Raw genomic sequence first — 13,466 nt, 5'->3', positions numbered from 1 at the left:
GAATGCGCGCCGATGGGCGGAGAACTGTATGTGGCAACAGACCCTGATTACGCTGCGGGCCAAGCCCCGGGGCTTTCACCTGGTGACCGACGAGTTGCTCGCCGGCTTGCCTGAATTGAAGGCCTGTCGCGTGGGCCTGTTGCATCTGTGGCTGCAGCACACCTCGGCCTCGTTGACGGTCAACGAGAATGCCGATCCGGCGGTGCGCCGTGACTTCGAACGTTTTTTCAATCTGCTGATGCCGCAAGGCCAGGCGGGATTCGAACACAACGACGAAGGTCCGGATGATCTGCCGGCGCACTTCAAGGCCAGTCTCCTGGGCTGCCAGCTGAGTTTGCCGGTGAAGGCCGGCCGCTTGGCGATGGGGACCTGGCAAGGTGTTTATCTGGGCGAGCACCGTGATCACGGCGGTGCTCGTAAAGTCCTCGCCACCTTGCACGGTGAAGGGGCATAAGCCACTGGTGATCCAGTGGATGTTGATTTTTTTCCGGCGACCTCGACAGAGGATGAAGCTGGGCTATAACTAATCTGCTTTTCGCAAGTCATGAGGTAGAACATGAGCGACGATGATCTGGAAAACGACGACCTTGAAGTAGGTGACGAAGAGGACACTGAAGACAGTCTTGAAGTGGCGGCTGATGACGTTGCTGAAGACCTCGATGACAGTGCTGCCGACGATGCCACTCCCAAGGCCAAAGGCAAGGCCAAGGCTGCTGTTTCGGTAGACGAGCTGCCCAGCGTTGAGGCCAAGAACAAAGAGCGCGATGCCCTGGCCCGAGCGATGGAAGAATTCCTCGCCAAAGGCGGCAAAGTGGTCGAGGTCGAGCCCAATGTGGTTGCGGATCCACCGAAGAAGCCGGATAACAAGTACGGCAGCCGTCCCATCTGAGGTCAGCTGACTGCTTGTAAGAAGAAGCCCGCCGTCGCTGCGGGTTTTTTCATGCCTGGTGATTTGTTCAAGCCCTTGTGGTGATCCCAATGTGGGAGGGGGCTTGCCCCCGATAGCAGTGTGTCAGCCACCAGATGTATTAGCTGATCCAGCGCAATCGGGGGCAAGCCCCCTCCCACATTGGGATCTCCAGTGTTACTGCCAACCGCGCAGCAATGCCGGCAACTCCGTCAGGCTGCGAATCTCTGCATCCGGACGCTTTGGCGCTTCCCACGCCTTGCCTGTCGGGTTAAACCACACCGCCCGTAACCCCGCCTGCTGCGCGCCGGCGATGTCATCCCCGGGATGATCGCCCACATGCACCGCCGCACTGGCGTCCACGCCGCCGCGCTGCAACGCTTCTTCAAACAACCGCGCATCCGGCTTGGCGATACCGATGTCTTCAGCGCGCAGGGCAAAGTGGAAGTAGTCGGCCAGGCCTACGCGTTGTACGTCGGCATTGCCGTTGGTGATCACCCCCAGGAGGAAGTGCTGGCGTAGCGCTTTGAGCATGGGTTCGGCTTCGGGAAAGACCGTGAGCTGGTGCCGTGCATGAATGAACGCCTCAAAACACACATCGGCCATCTCGGTCGCTTCGGGCTGCGGATAGCCGGCCTCTTCGAACGCATGCAGCAATACGCGATGGCGCAGGACGCTGATGCGGTGTTTGAGTTCAGGATGACGCTGCAGTACCTGTTGGCGCAGGCTGACGAAATGCTCCAGGGGCAAGTCGCCGACCTTGGATGCGTTGACCGCCAACCACTCGCGCATTGACGCTTCGGCACTGATGATGACAGGTACGTTGTCCCAGAGCGTGTCGTCCAGGTCGAAGGTGATCAGCTTGATGCTCATGAGTCGCCGCCCTTGATGCGTTTGGCCCGTGGATGGGCGCTGTCGTACACCGTTGCCAGGTGCTGGAAGTCGAGGTGGGTGTAGATTTGCGTGGTCTTGATATCGGCGTGGCCGAGCAGCTCCTGGACCGCGCGCAGGTCCTGGGATGACTCCAGCATATGGCTGGCAAAAGAGTGCCTGAGCATATGCGGGTGCAGGTTTTGCCCCAGTTCACGTTCGCCGGCGGCCTTCACGCGCAGCTGAATGGCCCGTGGCCCCAGGCGTCGACCTTGTTGGCTGATGAATACCGCGTCGTCTTTCGGATTGGCCAGCGCCCGTAACGGCAGCCACAGCTGCAGGGCTTCGCGAGCCTTCCTGCCGACGGGCAGCACGCGCGTCTTGCTGCCTTTACCCAGCACCTGCACCAGCCCATCGGCCAGGTCCAGTTGCTCAAGATTCAGTCCGGTCAGCTCCGACAGGCGCAGGCCCGAGGAGTAGAACAGTTCGAGGATCGCCTGGTCGCGATGGGCAAGGAAGTCATCCTCGATTGCGCCATCCAGCAGTTGCAGGGCGCGGTCGGTGTCCAGGGTCTTGGGCAGGCGTCGCTCGCCTTTGGGCGGCGACAGGCCGTTGGCCGGGTCGTGGTCGCACAGGCCCTCGCGGTTGAGGTAGTGATAGAGGCCGCGCACCGCTGACAGCAGGCGCGACAGGCTGCGCGAGGACTGGCCTTGCTGGTGCAGCCGTGCGACCAGGCTGCGCAGGCCCTGGATATCCAGGGCTTTCCAGCTGGCAACCTGCTGTTTTTCGCAATAGGCCAGGACCTTGTTCAAGTCCCGCCGGTAGGCTTGCAGGGTATGAGGCGACACCTGGCGCTCGTTGCGCAGGTGAGCGCAGTAAGCGTCCAGTTGCCGTTCCATGGCTAGCGCACCGCGCGCAGGGCAGTGGTGAAACGCGGCAGGACGCGGCCCAGCACTTCGGCGATATAGGTCAGGAACAGGGTGCCCACCGAGCTTTTATAGTGCGCCGGATCACGGCTGGCGATGGCCAGTACGCCGTGCAGGCCTTGGTGGCTGAGGGCAACCACGGCGGTAGAGCAGATCTGTTTGCGCTGTTCGGCGCCGAACAGGAAATCCAGTTCATGCTCGCGCAGCGTACCGCTGATGGTCTTGCCTTCCGAAAGCAGGCCGCCGATAGCGGTCTGTGCTTCGCCACCGCTGACCCAGCGACCCACCGGCATCGGGTTGTCGCTGAACAGGATGAGGCTGACAAATGGCACCTGGAAGTCCTGGCGCAGGCTGTCTTCCACTGCCATCACGGTTTCTTCCAGGCTGGCGGCGTCCATCAAAGTCAGGATCAGGCGACGGGTCTTTTCGAACAGGCGATCATTGTCGCGAGCGACGTCCATCAGGTGCGAAAGGCGGTGGCGCATTTCGATATTGCGCTCGCGCAGGATCTTCATCTGCCGCTCCACCAACGACACGGTATCGCCGCGTTGGTGAGGGATGCGCAAGGCCGGGAGCAATTCTTCGTGCTCGACGAAGAAGTCCGGATGAGCCTCAAGGTACGCCGCAACCGCAGCGGCCTCCAGGCTTTCACTTGAGGTGACGGGGGCGGGTACTTGAGGCTTATCGGTCATTGGCTTGGCTCACTCATAGACGGACCTGTCCTTCGTATACACGCGTGGCCGGCCCGGTCATCATCACCGGGTGGCCGGGGCCTGCCCATTCGATGGACAAGCGTCCACCCGGCAGGTCGATCAGCAGCGGCGAATCCATCCACCCCTGGCTGATCGCGGCCACGGCAGCGGCGCAGGCGCCGGTGCCGCAGGCCTGGGTTTCGCCGGCGCCGCGTTCCCACACACGCAATTGCGCGCGGGAACGGTCGATCACCTGCAGGAAGCCCACGTTGACCCGCGCCGGAAAGCGCGGGTGATGTTCGATCTTCGGCCCCAGTTCGTGCACGGGAGCATTGTTGATGTCGTTGACGCGCAGCACCGCATGGGGGTTGCCCATGGACACAGCGGCGATATCGACCGTGTTGCCGTCCACGTCCAGCGCATAACTGAGGGCCTGCTCGGGCGCCTGGAACGGAATGTCCGCCGGCACCAGGCGTGGCGCGCCCATGTTGACGCTGATCTGGCCGTCACTGCGCACATCCAGTTCGATCACGCCGCCCTTGGTTTCGACGCGAATCTGGCGCTTGGCGGTCAAACGCTTGTCCAGCACAAAGCGCGCGAAGCAGCGCGCACCGTTGCCGCACTGTTCCACTTCGGAGCCGTCGGAGTTGAAGATCCGATAACGGAAGTCCACCTCCGGGTTGGTCGGCGCTTCCACCAGCAGCAGTTGGTCGAAGCCGATACCGGTATGGCGGTCGCCCCATTGTTTGGCGTGCTTGGGCAGGATGTGCGCGTGCTGGCTGACCAGGTCGAGAACCATGAAGTCATTGCCCAGCCCGTGCATCTTGGTAAAACGCAGCAGCATGGCTTACTCCGGCAGCGGGCTTTCGCCAGCATACAACTCGGCTACCGTCTCGCGGCGACGCACTTCAAACGCTTGATCACCGTCCACCAGCACCTCTGCGGCGCGGCCGCGAGTGTTGTAGTTGGAACTCATGACAAACCCATAGGCACCGGCCGAATGCACGGCCAGCAGGTCACCTTCTTCCAGGGCCAGTTGACGATCCTTGGCCAGGAAGTCGCCGGTCTCACAGATCGGGCCGACAATGTCGTACGCGCGCGCCTGGCTGTGGCGCGGCGTCACTGCCGTGACGTTCATCCAGGCCTGGTACAGCGCCGGGCGGATCAGGTCGTTCATCGCCGCGTCGACGATGGCGAAGTCCTTGTGCTCGGTGTGCTTGAGGTACTCGACCTGGGTCAGCAGCACGCCGGCGTTGGCGACGATATAGCGGCCCGGCTCGAACATCAGCGTCAGGTCGCGCCCTTCGATACGCTCGCGCACGGCCTTGATGTAGTCGGCAATCAGCGGCGGCTCTTCATCGCGATAACGCACGCCCACACCCCCACCGAGATCGATGTGATGCAGGTAGATGCCGCAGTCGCCCAGGCGGTCGATCAGCGCCAGCAGGCGGTCGAGGGCATCCAGGAACGGCGGCAGGGTGGTCAGTTGCGAGCCGATATGGCAATCGACGCCCAGCACGTCCAGGTTCGGCAATTGCGCGGCGCGGATGTACACGTCTTCGGCGTCGGCGATGGCGATGCCGAACTTGTTCTCTTTGAGACCGGTGGAAATGTACGGGTGAGTGCCGGCGTCGACGTCCGGGTTGACGCGCAGGGAGATCGGCGCGCGAACGCCCATCTCGGCGGCCACGACCTGCAGGCGCTCCAGTTCGTCGGTGGACTCGATGTTGAAGCAATGCACGCCCACTTCCAGGGCGCGACGCATGTCTTCGCGGCTCTTGCCGACGCCGGAGAACACGATCTTGTCGGCCTGGCCGCCAGCGGCTAACACCCGTTCCAGCTCGCCACGGGACACAATGTCGAAACCGGCGCCAAGGCGCGCCAGGACATTGAGCACGCCCAGGTTGGAGTTGGCTTTGACCGCGTAGCACACCAGATGCGGCACGCCTTCGAGCGAGTCGGTGAACGAGCGGTATTGCGCTTCGATATGGGCGCGCGAATACACATAGGTCGGGGTACCAAAGCGCTGGGCAATCGCGGACAGCGCCACGCCTTCCGCGAACAGCTCGCCGTCCCGGTAGTTAAAAGCGTCCATGGGGATCCCTTAGTAAGTGTCGTGCTTGTGCGCTTTGGACGGCTTTTGCGACGACTGCGCCTGTTCGTTCGGGTCTTTGCTGTCGTCAGGCAGGTACAGCGGTCCTTTCTGACCACAGGCACTGACGAGGCAAGCAACCGCGACGAGCGCAGCAAGGGAAGAGATCAGGCGCTTCATGGCGAAATCCTTGAATATGCATTAATTGCGCCCGAGTATACCGACCACCCGCCAGCTTGCCTATGCGCTGGAATACCCGTCCGGCGGGGGTTTGCCGAGATAGTCCGGAAGCGGGCTACGCTGGTTGAGGATATTTCGTACCGCCATCTGTGATGAAATCGGTATCCTTTGCAATCGGCGGGGCGCGTCCGTATCGTGCGGCGCTTGAGCAGAACCAGACACTTTCGAGGTTGCCACAATGAGTTTGACCGAAGCCCGTTTTCACGACCTGGTGGATGCGACCCAGCAGGCGCTGGAAGATATTTTCGACGACAGCGGTTTGGACGTGGACCTGGAAAACTCGGCCGGCGTGCTGACGGTCAAGTTCGAAAACGGCACTCAGTTGATCTTCAGCCGTCAGGAACCGTTGCGGCAGTTGTGGCTGGCGGCACGTTCCGGTGGTTTTCACTTCGACTACAACGAAGAAGACAACAATTGGCAATGCGATAGCAGCGATGAGCTGCTCAGCGAGATGCTGGCGCGTCTGGTTCTGGAACAATCCGGCGCCGAGCTGGATTTCGACGAGATTTGACCGTGAGTCAGCCTGCACTCACGCGCCCGCCCAAGCCGCTGTTCAGCAATGTCAGCCCGGCGGTGCCGTCACCTTGTATCAGTTTGTGTCGCCTGGACGAGCAGAAAGTCTGCCTCGGTTGTTTCCGCCATGTGGAAGATATCCGCGAATGGCGCTCTGCCGATGATGAGCGGCGCCGAGTGATCTGTGCCGAGGCCGAGCAGCGACGGGGCCGCGTCTGAGGTCGTCTTGTTTATTTGTGACGCTGTGGTAGTGTCCGGTTACGCCTCAACTCATCGAGGCCCGTGAGAACCCCGCCTTTTCCTGGCGGGGTTTTGCTTTTTTGTGCAGAAAAAAGGAGTCTGCCTGAATCATGACCACCGCACCGTCCATCATTCTCACCCGTCTTGACGTGCAGCGCCTGGAGCAACTGATCGACCGCCTGGGCGACGAGTTTCCCGGTGTTGAAGCGTTGCAGCACGAACTCGACCGCGCCGAAGAAGTGGTTGGCCACGATGAAGTGCCTGCAAGTGTCGTGACCATGAACTCCAGCGTGCATTGCCGCGAGCAAGGCAGCGGCAAGGATTACCACCTGACCCTGGTTTACCCGAAGGACGCGAACGCCGATGAAGGCAAGATCTCGATCCTGGCACCGGTGGGCAGCGCGTTGCTCGGCCTGCAAGTGGGCCAGCATATTGACTGGCCTGCACCGGGCGGCAAGACCCTCAAGCTTGAGCTGCTGAGTGTCGAAGGCCAGCCCAAGGACGGCGGCGCTTTTCCTCTTTAAATCTGGTCCAGTGCTTGATTGAGCGCCAGCTCAAGCTCGGCCTTGTAGCGCAGGTACAGATTGCTCGGGCTTTGCACGTCGCCAAGCAGACCCGACAGATCCAGATCGGTGATGTAGCAACGGTAACGCTCGGGTTCCCGGCGCCGCCCGACGATTTCCCGGGCGACCACCGTAAACAGCTGGTCGCCAAACTCCAATTCGGAAAATTCCCGCTGATTGCAGTACAGCGTAATACCCACCTGGCCGGGCGCAGCCTTGGCGATAATCGCTTGCACGTCATAAAACGGCTTGTTGGCGGGGTTTTGCGGAGCCGGCCTTGGTTCGACAAGACGAGCGCGGGCGTTGCCCGACGGCAGCAGTTGGTAATACGAGATTTGGACTTCGCCTAGCGGTTGTTGTGTGTCCAGAGGTGACAGCGCTTCGCGGCGATAGATGATCGAGAGCAGGAAACGCTGCAGCGGTGCCAACAGGCTTTGTTCATCATGGAACGGCAAGCGCTGCTGCCAAAGGGCATTGAATTCGTCGAGTACGTACAGCTCGGCGAAACCTTCATTGACTCGGTAGAACACCTGTATGCAATCGGCTGCACCCATGGGCAGCAGCAGCGCCAGGTCGTGGTCTTCCAGGGCCATGGCGTCCAGGTGCCACGGGCTGTAGCTGGCCAGCTCTTCACTGAGGTAGGCGATCAAGGCATCCTGGGTCGGCAGCGGTACATGGGTGGCTTGGCCGGGGATCAATTCCATGACGTGATAGTGCTGCTGCACCTGGAGCAGGTAGCGGTGATTGCCCTGGCCGAGCAGCAGGTTCTGCGCCGTGTCGAATACTTCTTCCACGCGCTGGGCAATGAACTGTGCCCGGTTGTGACAGAAGCAGCGCACCCGCAACCGGGGCAAATGATCCGGCGGCAGTTGGTTGAGGTAGTCGCGCAGACAGTCGAGCAGCGCATGGGGCCCGTCGTAGCGGCTGACCATCACCTCGTTCCAGCTATTGAGGGTGACCTGGTCCAGGGTCAGTACCAGATTCTCACGTACGCCGGCATAACTCAGCGAGTCGGTACGCTCGGTGGTCATCAGAATATTCAGGTCGCGGTGATGCTTGAGCGGGTCGACGCCGACGTTGATCAGCAACAGCACTTCTTCCGGCACCGCTGAACGTAACAGGCGAGTTTCATCGACGCTGACCATGGGCAGGGCGATGGTCTGTTGCAGGCTGCCCAGCAGGTTGAACAGCTCGAACTCGGTCATGTCGCTGACGCCCGGGTGCAGCGCCAGGCGCGTGCTGCTGTCGATCACACCGTTGCGATGGCACCAGGTCAGCATTTCCAGCAGGTCGCGGCTGCGCTTGATGGGCGCGAAGTGCTCCCATTCCAGGGCCGTGAGGTTGCCGTTGTACAGGCCCCAATGGTGCTGCCCCGGCTCCTTGCGGTTGGGTGCGTGCACCAGGGTCAAGGTGTCTTCGGCCAGGTCCGGGGCAATTCCGGGATTGATGAACTCCACCTTGCCGGCCTTGCGTTCAAAGGCCGCATACAAGCGACGGCCCAGCACATTGAGGTCGCGCCGGTTGATCAGGCTGACGGTCTGTTCAGTGCGGGCGAACTGGGTGAGGAAGCGATAACTGTAGTTCAGCTCGTTGACCAGGGCGCGGCGCTCGGAGGCGACCTGACGCACTTTCCATTGGCTGCGGCTGTCCAGCAGGGCCAGTTGGCGCGGGTCCCAGTTCCATTCATGGGCCAGGCGTTCCAGCAGCAGTCGTTGCCAACTGGCGGTGCGCTGGCCGGCGCTGAGCTTGCGGTTGACCTTCAGGTACAGGCTGCGCCGTACCAGTTCCAGGCGTTCCGGTTCATTGCGGGCCTTGAGGTATTCCTCGATGCGGCGGTAGACCACGATGTAGGGGTCCAGCTCATCCAGATCCATCTGATTGGCAAACACCGCGCGCTTGAAGCGCAGGCTCAGGCACTGCACATCGGGATGCTCGCTGGCGTAGACCTCGGTCAGCAGCAGCTTGAGCACCGATTTATAGGGCGATTCGATACCCTTGAACAATTGCCACAGCCCGGCACCGATGAACTCCCCCGGAGGAATGTGCGCCAAATGGCCCAGATCCAGAGTTTCGTCGGCGCGGATGAAACGTTTGGAAATCAGCGTATGGGTGAACTCGGTGTAGCGGCTTTCTTCATACACTGGCACCAGCCACCAGATCGGCGTGCGCCCGGCCAGCCAGATGGCCGTGCGGTAGAACTCATCCAGCAGCAGATAGTGCTGAGTGGTGCCGCAATCGTCGGAGCTCAGTTGCGTGTCCCGATCACCGAGCACAAAGCGCGTCGGTTCGATCAGAAAGAAATGGGCTTCGGCGCCCATGGTCTGGGCCCAGGCTTCCAACAACTGACACTTTTTGCGCAGCTCGGCCAACTCGTCGTCATTCAGGTCGGGCGCATGGCAGACCCACACGTCCATATCGCTCTGATCCGCCTGGGCCAACGTACCCAGGCTGCCCATCAGGAACAGGCCGTGGATCGGCGTTGGCGGGTTGCCGCGACGTGCCTTGTAGGAGAACGAGCGCGTCAGGCGCTGGGCTTCAGCCAGGGCCTGGGCATCGGGTTCGAAATTTGACAGCCCGGCCGGCGTGCCACTGGATACATAGCCTGGCAGTAAAGGGTGATTGACGTGGAAAAACAGCGGCAACAGCGTCAGCACGCTTTGCTGGCGCGGCGTCAGCCCCTCGACCGCCCGGGCCATACGGCCCTCATTGAGTGCCATGAAACGCGCACGCAATTGGGCCAGCACCTTGCGGTCGATGCCTTCGTCCAGGTCGGGGCGGATTTCATGGGTGCGGGTCATGTCGAACTCGGTGGCTCGCAGGGCCCGACGTGGGCGGCCGTGTAGGAGTTTACAGACAGTAGCGTAGGAGTTTTAGAGGAAATGGAGGTTGGCGGCAGAATTTTGTGAGCTGCGCAGCAACGCCCGTGGAATCCGCAGAGGGCGGACTCCATGGGCGGGGATCAGGGGTCAGGCGGCTTCTTTGGTGGAGGCGGTGGTCAAGATAGTCAGCAGGGTCTGGGCTTGCTCGGCGGCGTCCCGGCCAAGGCTGGTCAGGTAGCCTCCGTCCGGTTGGTCGATAAGCCCTTTGGCGTGGAGGCGCCTGGCAGCGGCAACGGCAGTGGGAGCGGCGGTCTGATGGACTTTCAGACCCTCCTTGGTGCTGTCCAGGGGGAAGAGTACAAGGATTTCCAGTTCGGCAACCAACTCAGGGGTATACGACATAAGGACTCCAGACTTTCTAAAATTTATTAGAGGCTAGCAGGCCATAAGGTGAACGCACTTTGCCGAACTGTCCAGCGTGTTGCCGCGCGGCTGGATTATTACTTTTCAGGCGGCAGCTCGGGCAGTGCCCGCAGCGCGGTTTCATACCATTGGGTATCAAAGGCGCGGTCCTCATCCAGCATCGCGTCAATCTCGAATGCCAGCACGTGGGCCATGAGATTCAGGATCTCTTCTCGCTCATAACCTACCAGTGTCAGCTTGTTGAACGTGGCCTTGGCCGCCGGTGGGTTGTCGCTTTCGATCTGGTTCTCGATGGCCTGGATCAGCGTGCTTTCGGTGAATTCTTCTTCGTCATTGTCGATATCGGTCGGCTCGCTCATGGCAGGCTCCTCAAGGAAAGGGCGCCAGTCTAACGCCATTCAGGCCGCTGATGCTGCTGGCAAGGCCCAGCCTCAGCGTCTATAACGCTTGCAGCCAACCCCGCACCCGGCCTGGAGGCTTTGCGATGCTCAAGCTTTATGGATTTTCAGTCAGTAACTACTACAACATGGTCAAGCTGGCGCTGCTGGAGAAAGGGCTGCCTTTCGAAGAGGTGCCTTTTTACGCGGGACAAACGCCTGAAGCCCTGGCGGTGAGCCCACGAGGCAAAGTGCCCGTGCTGGGTGTCGAGCAAGGCTTCATCAACGAAACCAGCGTGATCCTCGAATACCTCGAGCAGACACAGGAGGGGCCTGCGCTGCTGCCAGCCGATCCGTTCCAGCGTGCCCAGGTGCTGGCGTTGTGCCGGGAAATCGAGCTGTATATCGAATTGCCGGCGCGGGCGTGCTTCGCCGAAGCCTTTTTTGGCATGACGGTGCCGGAGGCGATCAAGGAAAAATCCCGCGCTGAATTGTTGCTGGGGGTCGGTACGTTAGGCCGGCACGGTAAGTTCGCGCCCTATGTGGCGGGAGAGCACTTCACGATTGCCGATCTGTATTTCATGTACAGCTTGAATCTGGCCTGTGGGGTGGGCGAAAAACTGTTCGGGCTGGACCTGCTGGCGCAGTTGCCGCAGGCGAAGGCGTTGCTGGGGCGTTTGAACGAGATGCCCAATGCGCAAAAGGTCGAGGCGGACAGGCTGACGGCGATGCCGGGATTTCTGGCGATGATTGCAGCAAGGAAATAATCAGATGTGGGAGGACACTTCCCCCCCGATAGCATACGTATCTACACACCACCGTAGCACCCAACCGTAACCACGATGCGAAGCGAGCCGCTCTTGATCTTGATCTTGATCTGCTTGTGATCCTAGGCGCCCCGTTAAACCACGCTGGCCGAACGCAGGCTTGAATCCGTGGGTAACCCGGCAGGACGCCGGGTTAGCCGCACTGGGCCAGGGATGGCCCATTGCGGCGGCCCGCGGATTCAAGCCTTCGTTCGGGTACACCGAGCCTAAGCGAGGTGCCGAGTGGTGGGGCAAGAGCGTTTTGCTTACTTTTGCGCTTTTCAAAAGTGAGCCGCTGTAAAAGCGGAACCATTAGCAGCCGTTACCGCAGAAACGGATATGTACTCAACCCAATCCAACATCCTGGTCGGCCCCGAGGCCGCCATCGGGGGCAAGCCCCCTCCCACATTTGGATTTGTGGGGTATCAGTAAGATAGTCGCAGGCTGCCGGAAAGCTCCCTCACCACAAGTTCGGCGTCACGCCAAAGTTGTGTAGATACCTATGCCCCGATAGCAGAGTGTCAGGCAACTCATGTGCTGGCAGACCCACCGCCATCGGGGGGCAAGTCGAATCGTCGCACCGCCCCCCCACATTTTTTAGCGACTGGCGAGCAGTGCCTGGCCACGCACGACTGCGGCCTTCACCTGCGCCGGCGCAGTGCCACCGATGTGATTACGGGCATTCACCGAGCCTTCCAGGGTCAGCACGGCAAACACGTCCTGCTCGATCTGGTCGCTGAACTGGCGCAGTTCTTCCAGGCTCATTTCCGCCAGATCCTTGCCGGTGTCCACGCCGTACTTCACGGCATGGCCAACGATTTCATGGCAGTCGCGGAAGGGCAGGCCACGACGCACCAGATAGTCGGCCAGGTCGGTCGCGGTGGAGAAACCACGCAAGGCTGCCTCGCGCATGATCGCATGCTTGGGCTTGATCGCCGGAATCATGTCGGCAAACGCACGCAATGAGTCGCGCAGCGTGTCGGCGGCGTCGAACAGCGGTTCCTTGTCTTCCTGGTTGTCCTTGTTGTAGGCCAGCGGTTGGCCTTTCATCAGGGTCAGCAGGCCCATCAGTGCGCCGAATACGCGGCCGCTCTTGCCCCGTACCAGTTCGGGGACGTCGGGGTTTTTCTTTTGCGGCATGATCGAGCTGCCGGTGCAGAAACGGTCCGGCAGGTCGATGAACTGGAATTGCGCGCTGGTCCACAGCACCAGCTCTTCGGAAAAGCGCGACAGGTGCATCATCGCAATGCTGGCGGCGGCGCAGAATTCGATAGCGAAGTCGCGGTCCGACACGCCGTCCAGGGAGTTACCGCCCACGGCATCGAAGCCCAGCAACTGCGCGGTGTACTCGCGGTCGATCGGGTAGGTGGTGCCGGCCAGCGCGGCGCTGCCCAGTGGCATGCGGTTGGCGCGCTTGCGGCAATCGACCAGGCGCTCGTAATCGCGGCTGAGCATTTCGAACCAGGCCAGCAGGTGGTGGCCGAAGGTCACGGGCTGAGCGGTCTGCAGGTGAGTGAAGCCGGGCATGATGGTGTCCGCTTCGCGCTCGGCCTGTTCCAGCAAACCTTTCTGCAGGCGGGTGATTTCCGCCAGGATCAGGTCGATTTCATCGCGCAGCCACAGGCGGATATCGGTGGCCACCTGGTCGTTACGGCTGCGACCGGTGTGCAACTTCTTGCCGGTCACACCGATGCGATCGGTCAGGCGTGCCTCGATGTTCATGTGCACATCTTCCAGGTCGACGCGCCAGTCGAACGTGCCGGCTTCGATCTCGCCCCGGATGGTGGTCAGGCCATCGATGATGCTGTCGCGCTCGGCGTCGGTCAGCACGCCGACCTTGGCCAGCATGGTGGCGTGGGCGATGGAGCCCATGATGTCGTGGCGGTACAGGCGCTGGTCGAAGTTGACGGAGGCGGTGAAGCGCGCGACGAAGGCGTCGACGGGTTCACTGAAGCGGCCGCCCCAGGACTGGTTGGTCTTGTCGGTGCTCATGAATTC

General features: G+C 61.2%; 16 protein-coding genes. 6 read left to right on the top strand and 10 right to left on the bottom strand.

What is annotated here, in order from left to right; all coding sequences use genetic code 11:
• The first annotated feature begins 28 nt into the window (after nucleotides 1-28).
• Both BOP93_RS26210 and sutA read left to right on the top strand, forming a co-directional pair.
• Complete coding sequence (locus tag BOP93_RS26210) at nucleotides 29-454, top strand: secondary thiamine-phosphate synthase enzyme YjbQ (RefSeq protein WP_104505110.1); 426 nt, start codon at nucleotides 29-31, stop codon at nucleotides 452-454.
• A 102-nt stretch (nucleotides 455-556) separates the two neighbouring features.
• Nucleotides 557-889 carry a transcriptional regulator SutA gene (gene sutA / locus BOP93_RS26205; protein WP_104505109.1) on the top strand — a complete coding sequence of 111 codons (333 nt, stop codon included), beginning with the start codon at nucleotides 557-559 and terminating at the stop codon, nucleotides 887-889.
• A gap of 195 nt (nucleotides 890-1,084) precedes the next feature.
• On the opposite strand, the gene BOP93_RS26200 is transcribed toward sutA, so the two are convergent.
• From BOP93_RS26200 to lptM, 6 genes are read right to left on the bottom strand one after another with little or no spacing between them, the layout of a single operon-like run.
• Complete coding sequence (locus tag BOP93_RS26200; RefSeq protein ID WP_104505108.1) at nucleotides 1,085-1,780, bottom strand: HAD family hydrolase; 696 nt, start codon at nucleotides 1,778-1,780, stop codon at nucleotides 1,085-1,087.
• Nucleotides 1,777-2,676: a tyrosine recombinase XerC gene (gene xerC, locus BOP93_RS26195; protein WP_065886970.1), complete on the bottom strand. Its 900-nt coding sequence runs from the start codon at nucleotides 2,674-2,676 to the stop codon at nucleotides 1,777-1,779. Before xerC ends, BOP93_RS26200 begins: the two co-directional genes overlap by 4 nt.
• A 2-nt stretch (nucleotides 2,677-2,678) precedes the next feature.
• A complete protein-coding gene (locus BOP93_RS26190) occupies nucleotides 2,679-3,395 on the bottom strand; it encodes a DUF484 family protein (RefSeq protein ID WP_104505107.1) in 717 nt (238 codons plus the stop codon).
• A 13-nt stretch (nucleotides 3,396-3,408) separates the two neighbouring features.
• Nucleotides 3,409-4,239: a diaminopimelate epimerase gene (gene dapF / locus BOP93_RS26185; protein ID WP_104505106.1), complete on the bottom strand. Its 831-nt coding sequence runs from the start codon at nucleotides 4,237-4,239 to the stop codon at nucleotides 3,409-3,411.
• Nucleotides 4,240-4,242: 3 nt separating this feature from the next.
• Nucleotides 4,243-5,490: a diaminopimelate decarboxylase gene (gene lysA, locus BOP93_RS26180; RefSeq protein ID WP_104505105.1), complete on the bottom strand. Its 1,248-nt coding sequence runs from the start codon at nucleotides 5,488-5,490 to the stop codon at nucleotides 4,243-4,245.
• Nucleotides 5,491-5,499: 9 nt separating this feature from the next.
• Nucleotides 5,500-5,667: an LPS translocon maturation chaperone LptM gene (gene lptM, locus BOP93_RS26175; protein WP_003195417.1), complete on the bottom strand. Its 168-nt coding sequence runs from the start codon at nucleotides 5,665-5,667 to the stop codon at nucleotides 5,500-5,502.
• 238 nt (nucleotides 5,668-5,905) lie between these two features.
• Here lptM and cyaY point away from each other — a divergent pair, with 238 nt between their 5' ends.
• From cyaY to rnk, 3 genes are all read left to right on the top strand, one after another.
• Entirely contained in the window at nucleotides 5,906-6,238 is a 333-nt protein-coding gene (gene cyaY, locus BOP93_RS26170) for an iron donor protein CyaY (protein ID WP_065886973.1), read from the top strand.
• A gap of 2 nt (nucleotides 6,239-6,240) precedes the next feature.
• Nucleotides 6,241-6,459, top strand: a complete 219-nt coding sequence (locus BOP93_RS26165) for a DUF1289 domain-containing protein (protein WP_104505355.1) — start codon at nucleotides 6,241-6,243, stop codon at nucleotides 6,457-6,459.
• Between the two features lie 131 nt (nucleotides 6,460-6,590).
• The gene (gene rnk, locus BOP93_RS26160) at nucleotides 6,591-7,004 is read left to right on the top strand and encodes a nucleoside diphosphate kinase regulator (RefSeq protein WP_076952006.1); all 414 of its coding nucleotides are present in this window, start codon (nucleotides 6,591-6,593) and stop codon (nucleotides 7,002-7,004) included.
• Here rnk and BOP93_RS26155 read toward each other — a convergent pair.
• The 3 genes from BOP93_RS26155 to BOP93_RS26145 form a co-directional block, all read right to left on the bottom strand.
• Complete coding sequence (locus BOP93_RS26155; RefSeq protein ID WP_104505104.1) at nucleotides 7,001-9,841, bottom strand: class I adenylate cyclase; 2,841 nt, start codon at nucleotides 9,839-9,841, stop codon at nucleotides 7,001-7,003. The genes rnk and BOP93_RS26155 overlap by 4 nt on opposite strands.
• Nucleotides 9,842-10,009: 168 nt before the next feature.
• The gene (locus tag BOP93_RS26150; RefSeq protein ID WP_065886976.1) at nucleotides 10,010-10,264 is read right to left on the bottom strand and encodes a TIGR02647 family protein; all 255 of its coding nucleotides are present in this window, start codon (nucleotides 10,262-10,264) and stop codon (nucleotides 10,010-10,012) included.
• Nucleotides 10,265-10,362: 98 nt separating this feature from the next.
• The gene (locus BOP93_RS26145) at nucleotides 10,363-10,644 is read right to left on the bottom strand and encodes a hypothetical protein (RefSeq protein ID WP_104505103.1); all 282 of its coding nucleotides are present in this window, start codon (nucleotides 10,642-10,644) and stop codon (nucleotides 10,363-10,365) included.
• Between the two features lie 125 nt (nucleotides 10,645-10,769).
• Between BOP93_RS26145 and BOP93_RS26140 the strand changes: the two genes are divergently transcribed.
• On the top strand, nucleotides 10,770-11,429 hold the full coding sequence (locus tag BOP93_RS26140; protein WP_104505102.1) for a glutathione S-transferase family protein: 660 nt from the start codon (nucleotides 10,770-10,772) through the stop codon (nucleotides 11,427-11,429).
• 636 nt (nucleotides 11,430-12,065) lie between these two features.
• Here BOP93_RS26140 and argH read toward each other — a convergent pair.
• Nucleotides 12,066-13,460 (bottom strand): argininosuccinate lyase, encoded by a 1,395-nt coding sequence (gene argH, locus BOP93_RS26130; protein ID WP_104505101.1) that lies wholly within the window; start codon nucleotides 13,458-13,460, stop codon nucleotides 12,066-12,068.
• Nucleotides 13,461-13,466 lie beyond the last annotated feature (6 nt).

This window comes from Pseudomonas orientalis, from assembly GCF_002934065.1.
Classification (GTDB): Bacteria; Pseudomonadota; Gammaproteobacteria; order Pseudomonadales; family Pseudomonadaceae; genus Aquipseudomonas; species Aquipseudomonas orientalis_A.
This window is presented reverse-complemented; position numbering and strand designations above follow the sequence as displayed.

Coding starts and splice junctions, on each gene's coding strand:
- BOP93_RS26210 (WP_104505110.1), top strand. CDS start 29: ATGTGGCAACAGACCCTGATTACGCTGCGGGCCAAGCCCCGGGGCTTT.
- sutA (WP_104505109.1), top strand. CDS start 557: ATGAGCGACGATGATCTGGAAAACGACGACCTTGAAGTAGGTGACGAA.
- BOP93_RS26200 (WP_104505108.1), bottom strand. CDS start 1,780: ATGAGCATCAAGCTGATCACCTTCGACCTGGACGACACGCTCTGGGAC.
- xerC (WP_065886970.1), bottom strand. CDS start 2,676: ATGGAACGGCAACTGGACGCTTACTGCGCTCACCTGCGCAACGAGCGC.
- BOP93_RS26190 (WP_104505107.1), bottom strand. CDS start 3,395: ATGACCGATAAGCCTCAAGTACCCGCCCCCGTCACCTCAAGTGAAAGC.
- dapF (WP_104505106.1), bottom strand. CDS start 4,239: ATGCTGCTGCGTTTTACCAAGATGCACGGGCTGGGCAATGACTTCATG.
- lysA (WP_104505105.1), bottom strand. CDS start 5,490: ATGGACGCTTTTAACTACCGGGACGGCGAGCTGTTCGCGGAAGGCGTG.
- lptM (WP_003195417.1), bottom strand. CDS start 5,667: ATGAAGCGCCTGATCTCTTCCCTTGCTGCGCTCGTCGCGGTTGCTTGC.
- cyaY (WP_065886973.1), top strand. CDS start 5,906: ATGAGTTTGACCGAAGCCCGTTTTCACGACCTGGTGGATGCGACCCAG.
- rnk (WP_076952006.1), top strand. CDS start 6,591: ATGACCACCGCACCGTCCATCATTCTCACCCGTCTTGACGTGCAGCGC.
- BOP93_RS26155 (WP_104505104.1), bottom strand. CDS start 9,841: ATGACCCGCACCCATGAAATCCGCCCCGACCTGGACGAAGGCATCGAC.
- BOP93_RS26150 (WP_065886976.1), bottom strand. CDS start 10,264: ATGTCGTATACCCCTGAGTTGGTTGCCGAACTGGAAATCCTTGTACTC.
- BOP93_RS26145 (WP_104505103.1), bottom strand. CDS start 10,644: ATGAGCGAGCCGACCGATATCGACAATGACGAAGAAGAATTCACCGAA.
- BOP93_RS26140 (WP_104505102.1), top strand. CDS start 10,770: ATGCTCAAGCTTTATGGATTTTCAGTCAGTAACTACTACAACATGGTC.
- argH (WP_104505101.1), bottom strand. CDS start 13,460: ATGAGCACCGACAAGACCAACCAGTCCTGGGGCGGCCGCTTCAGTGAA.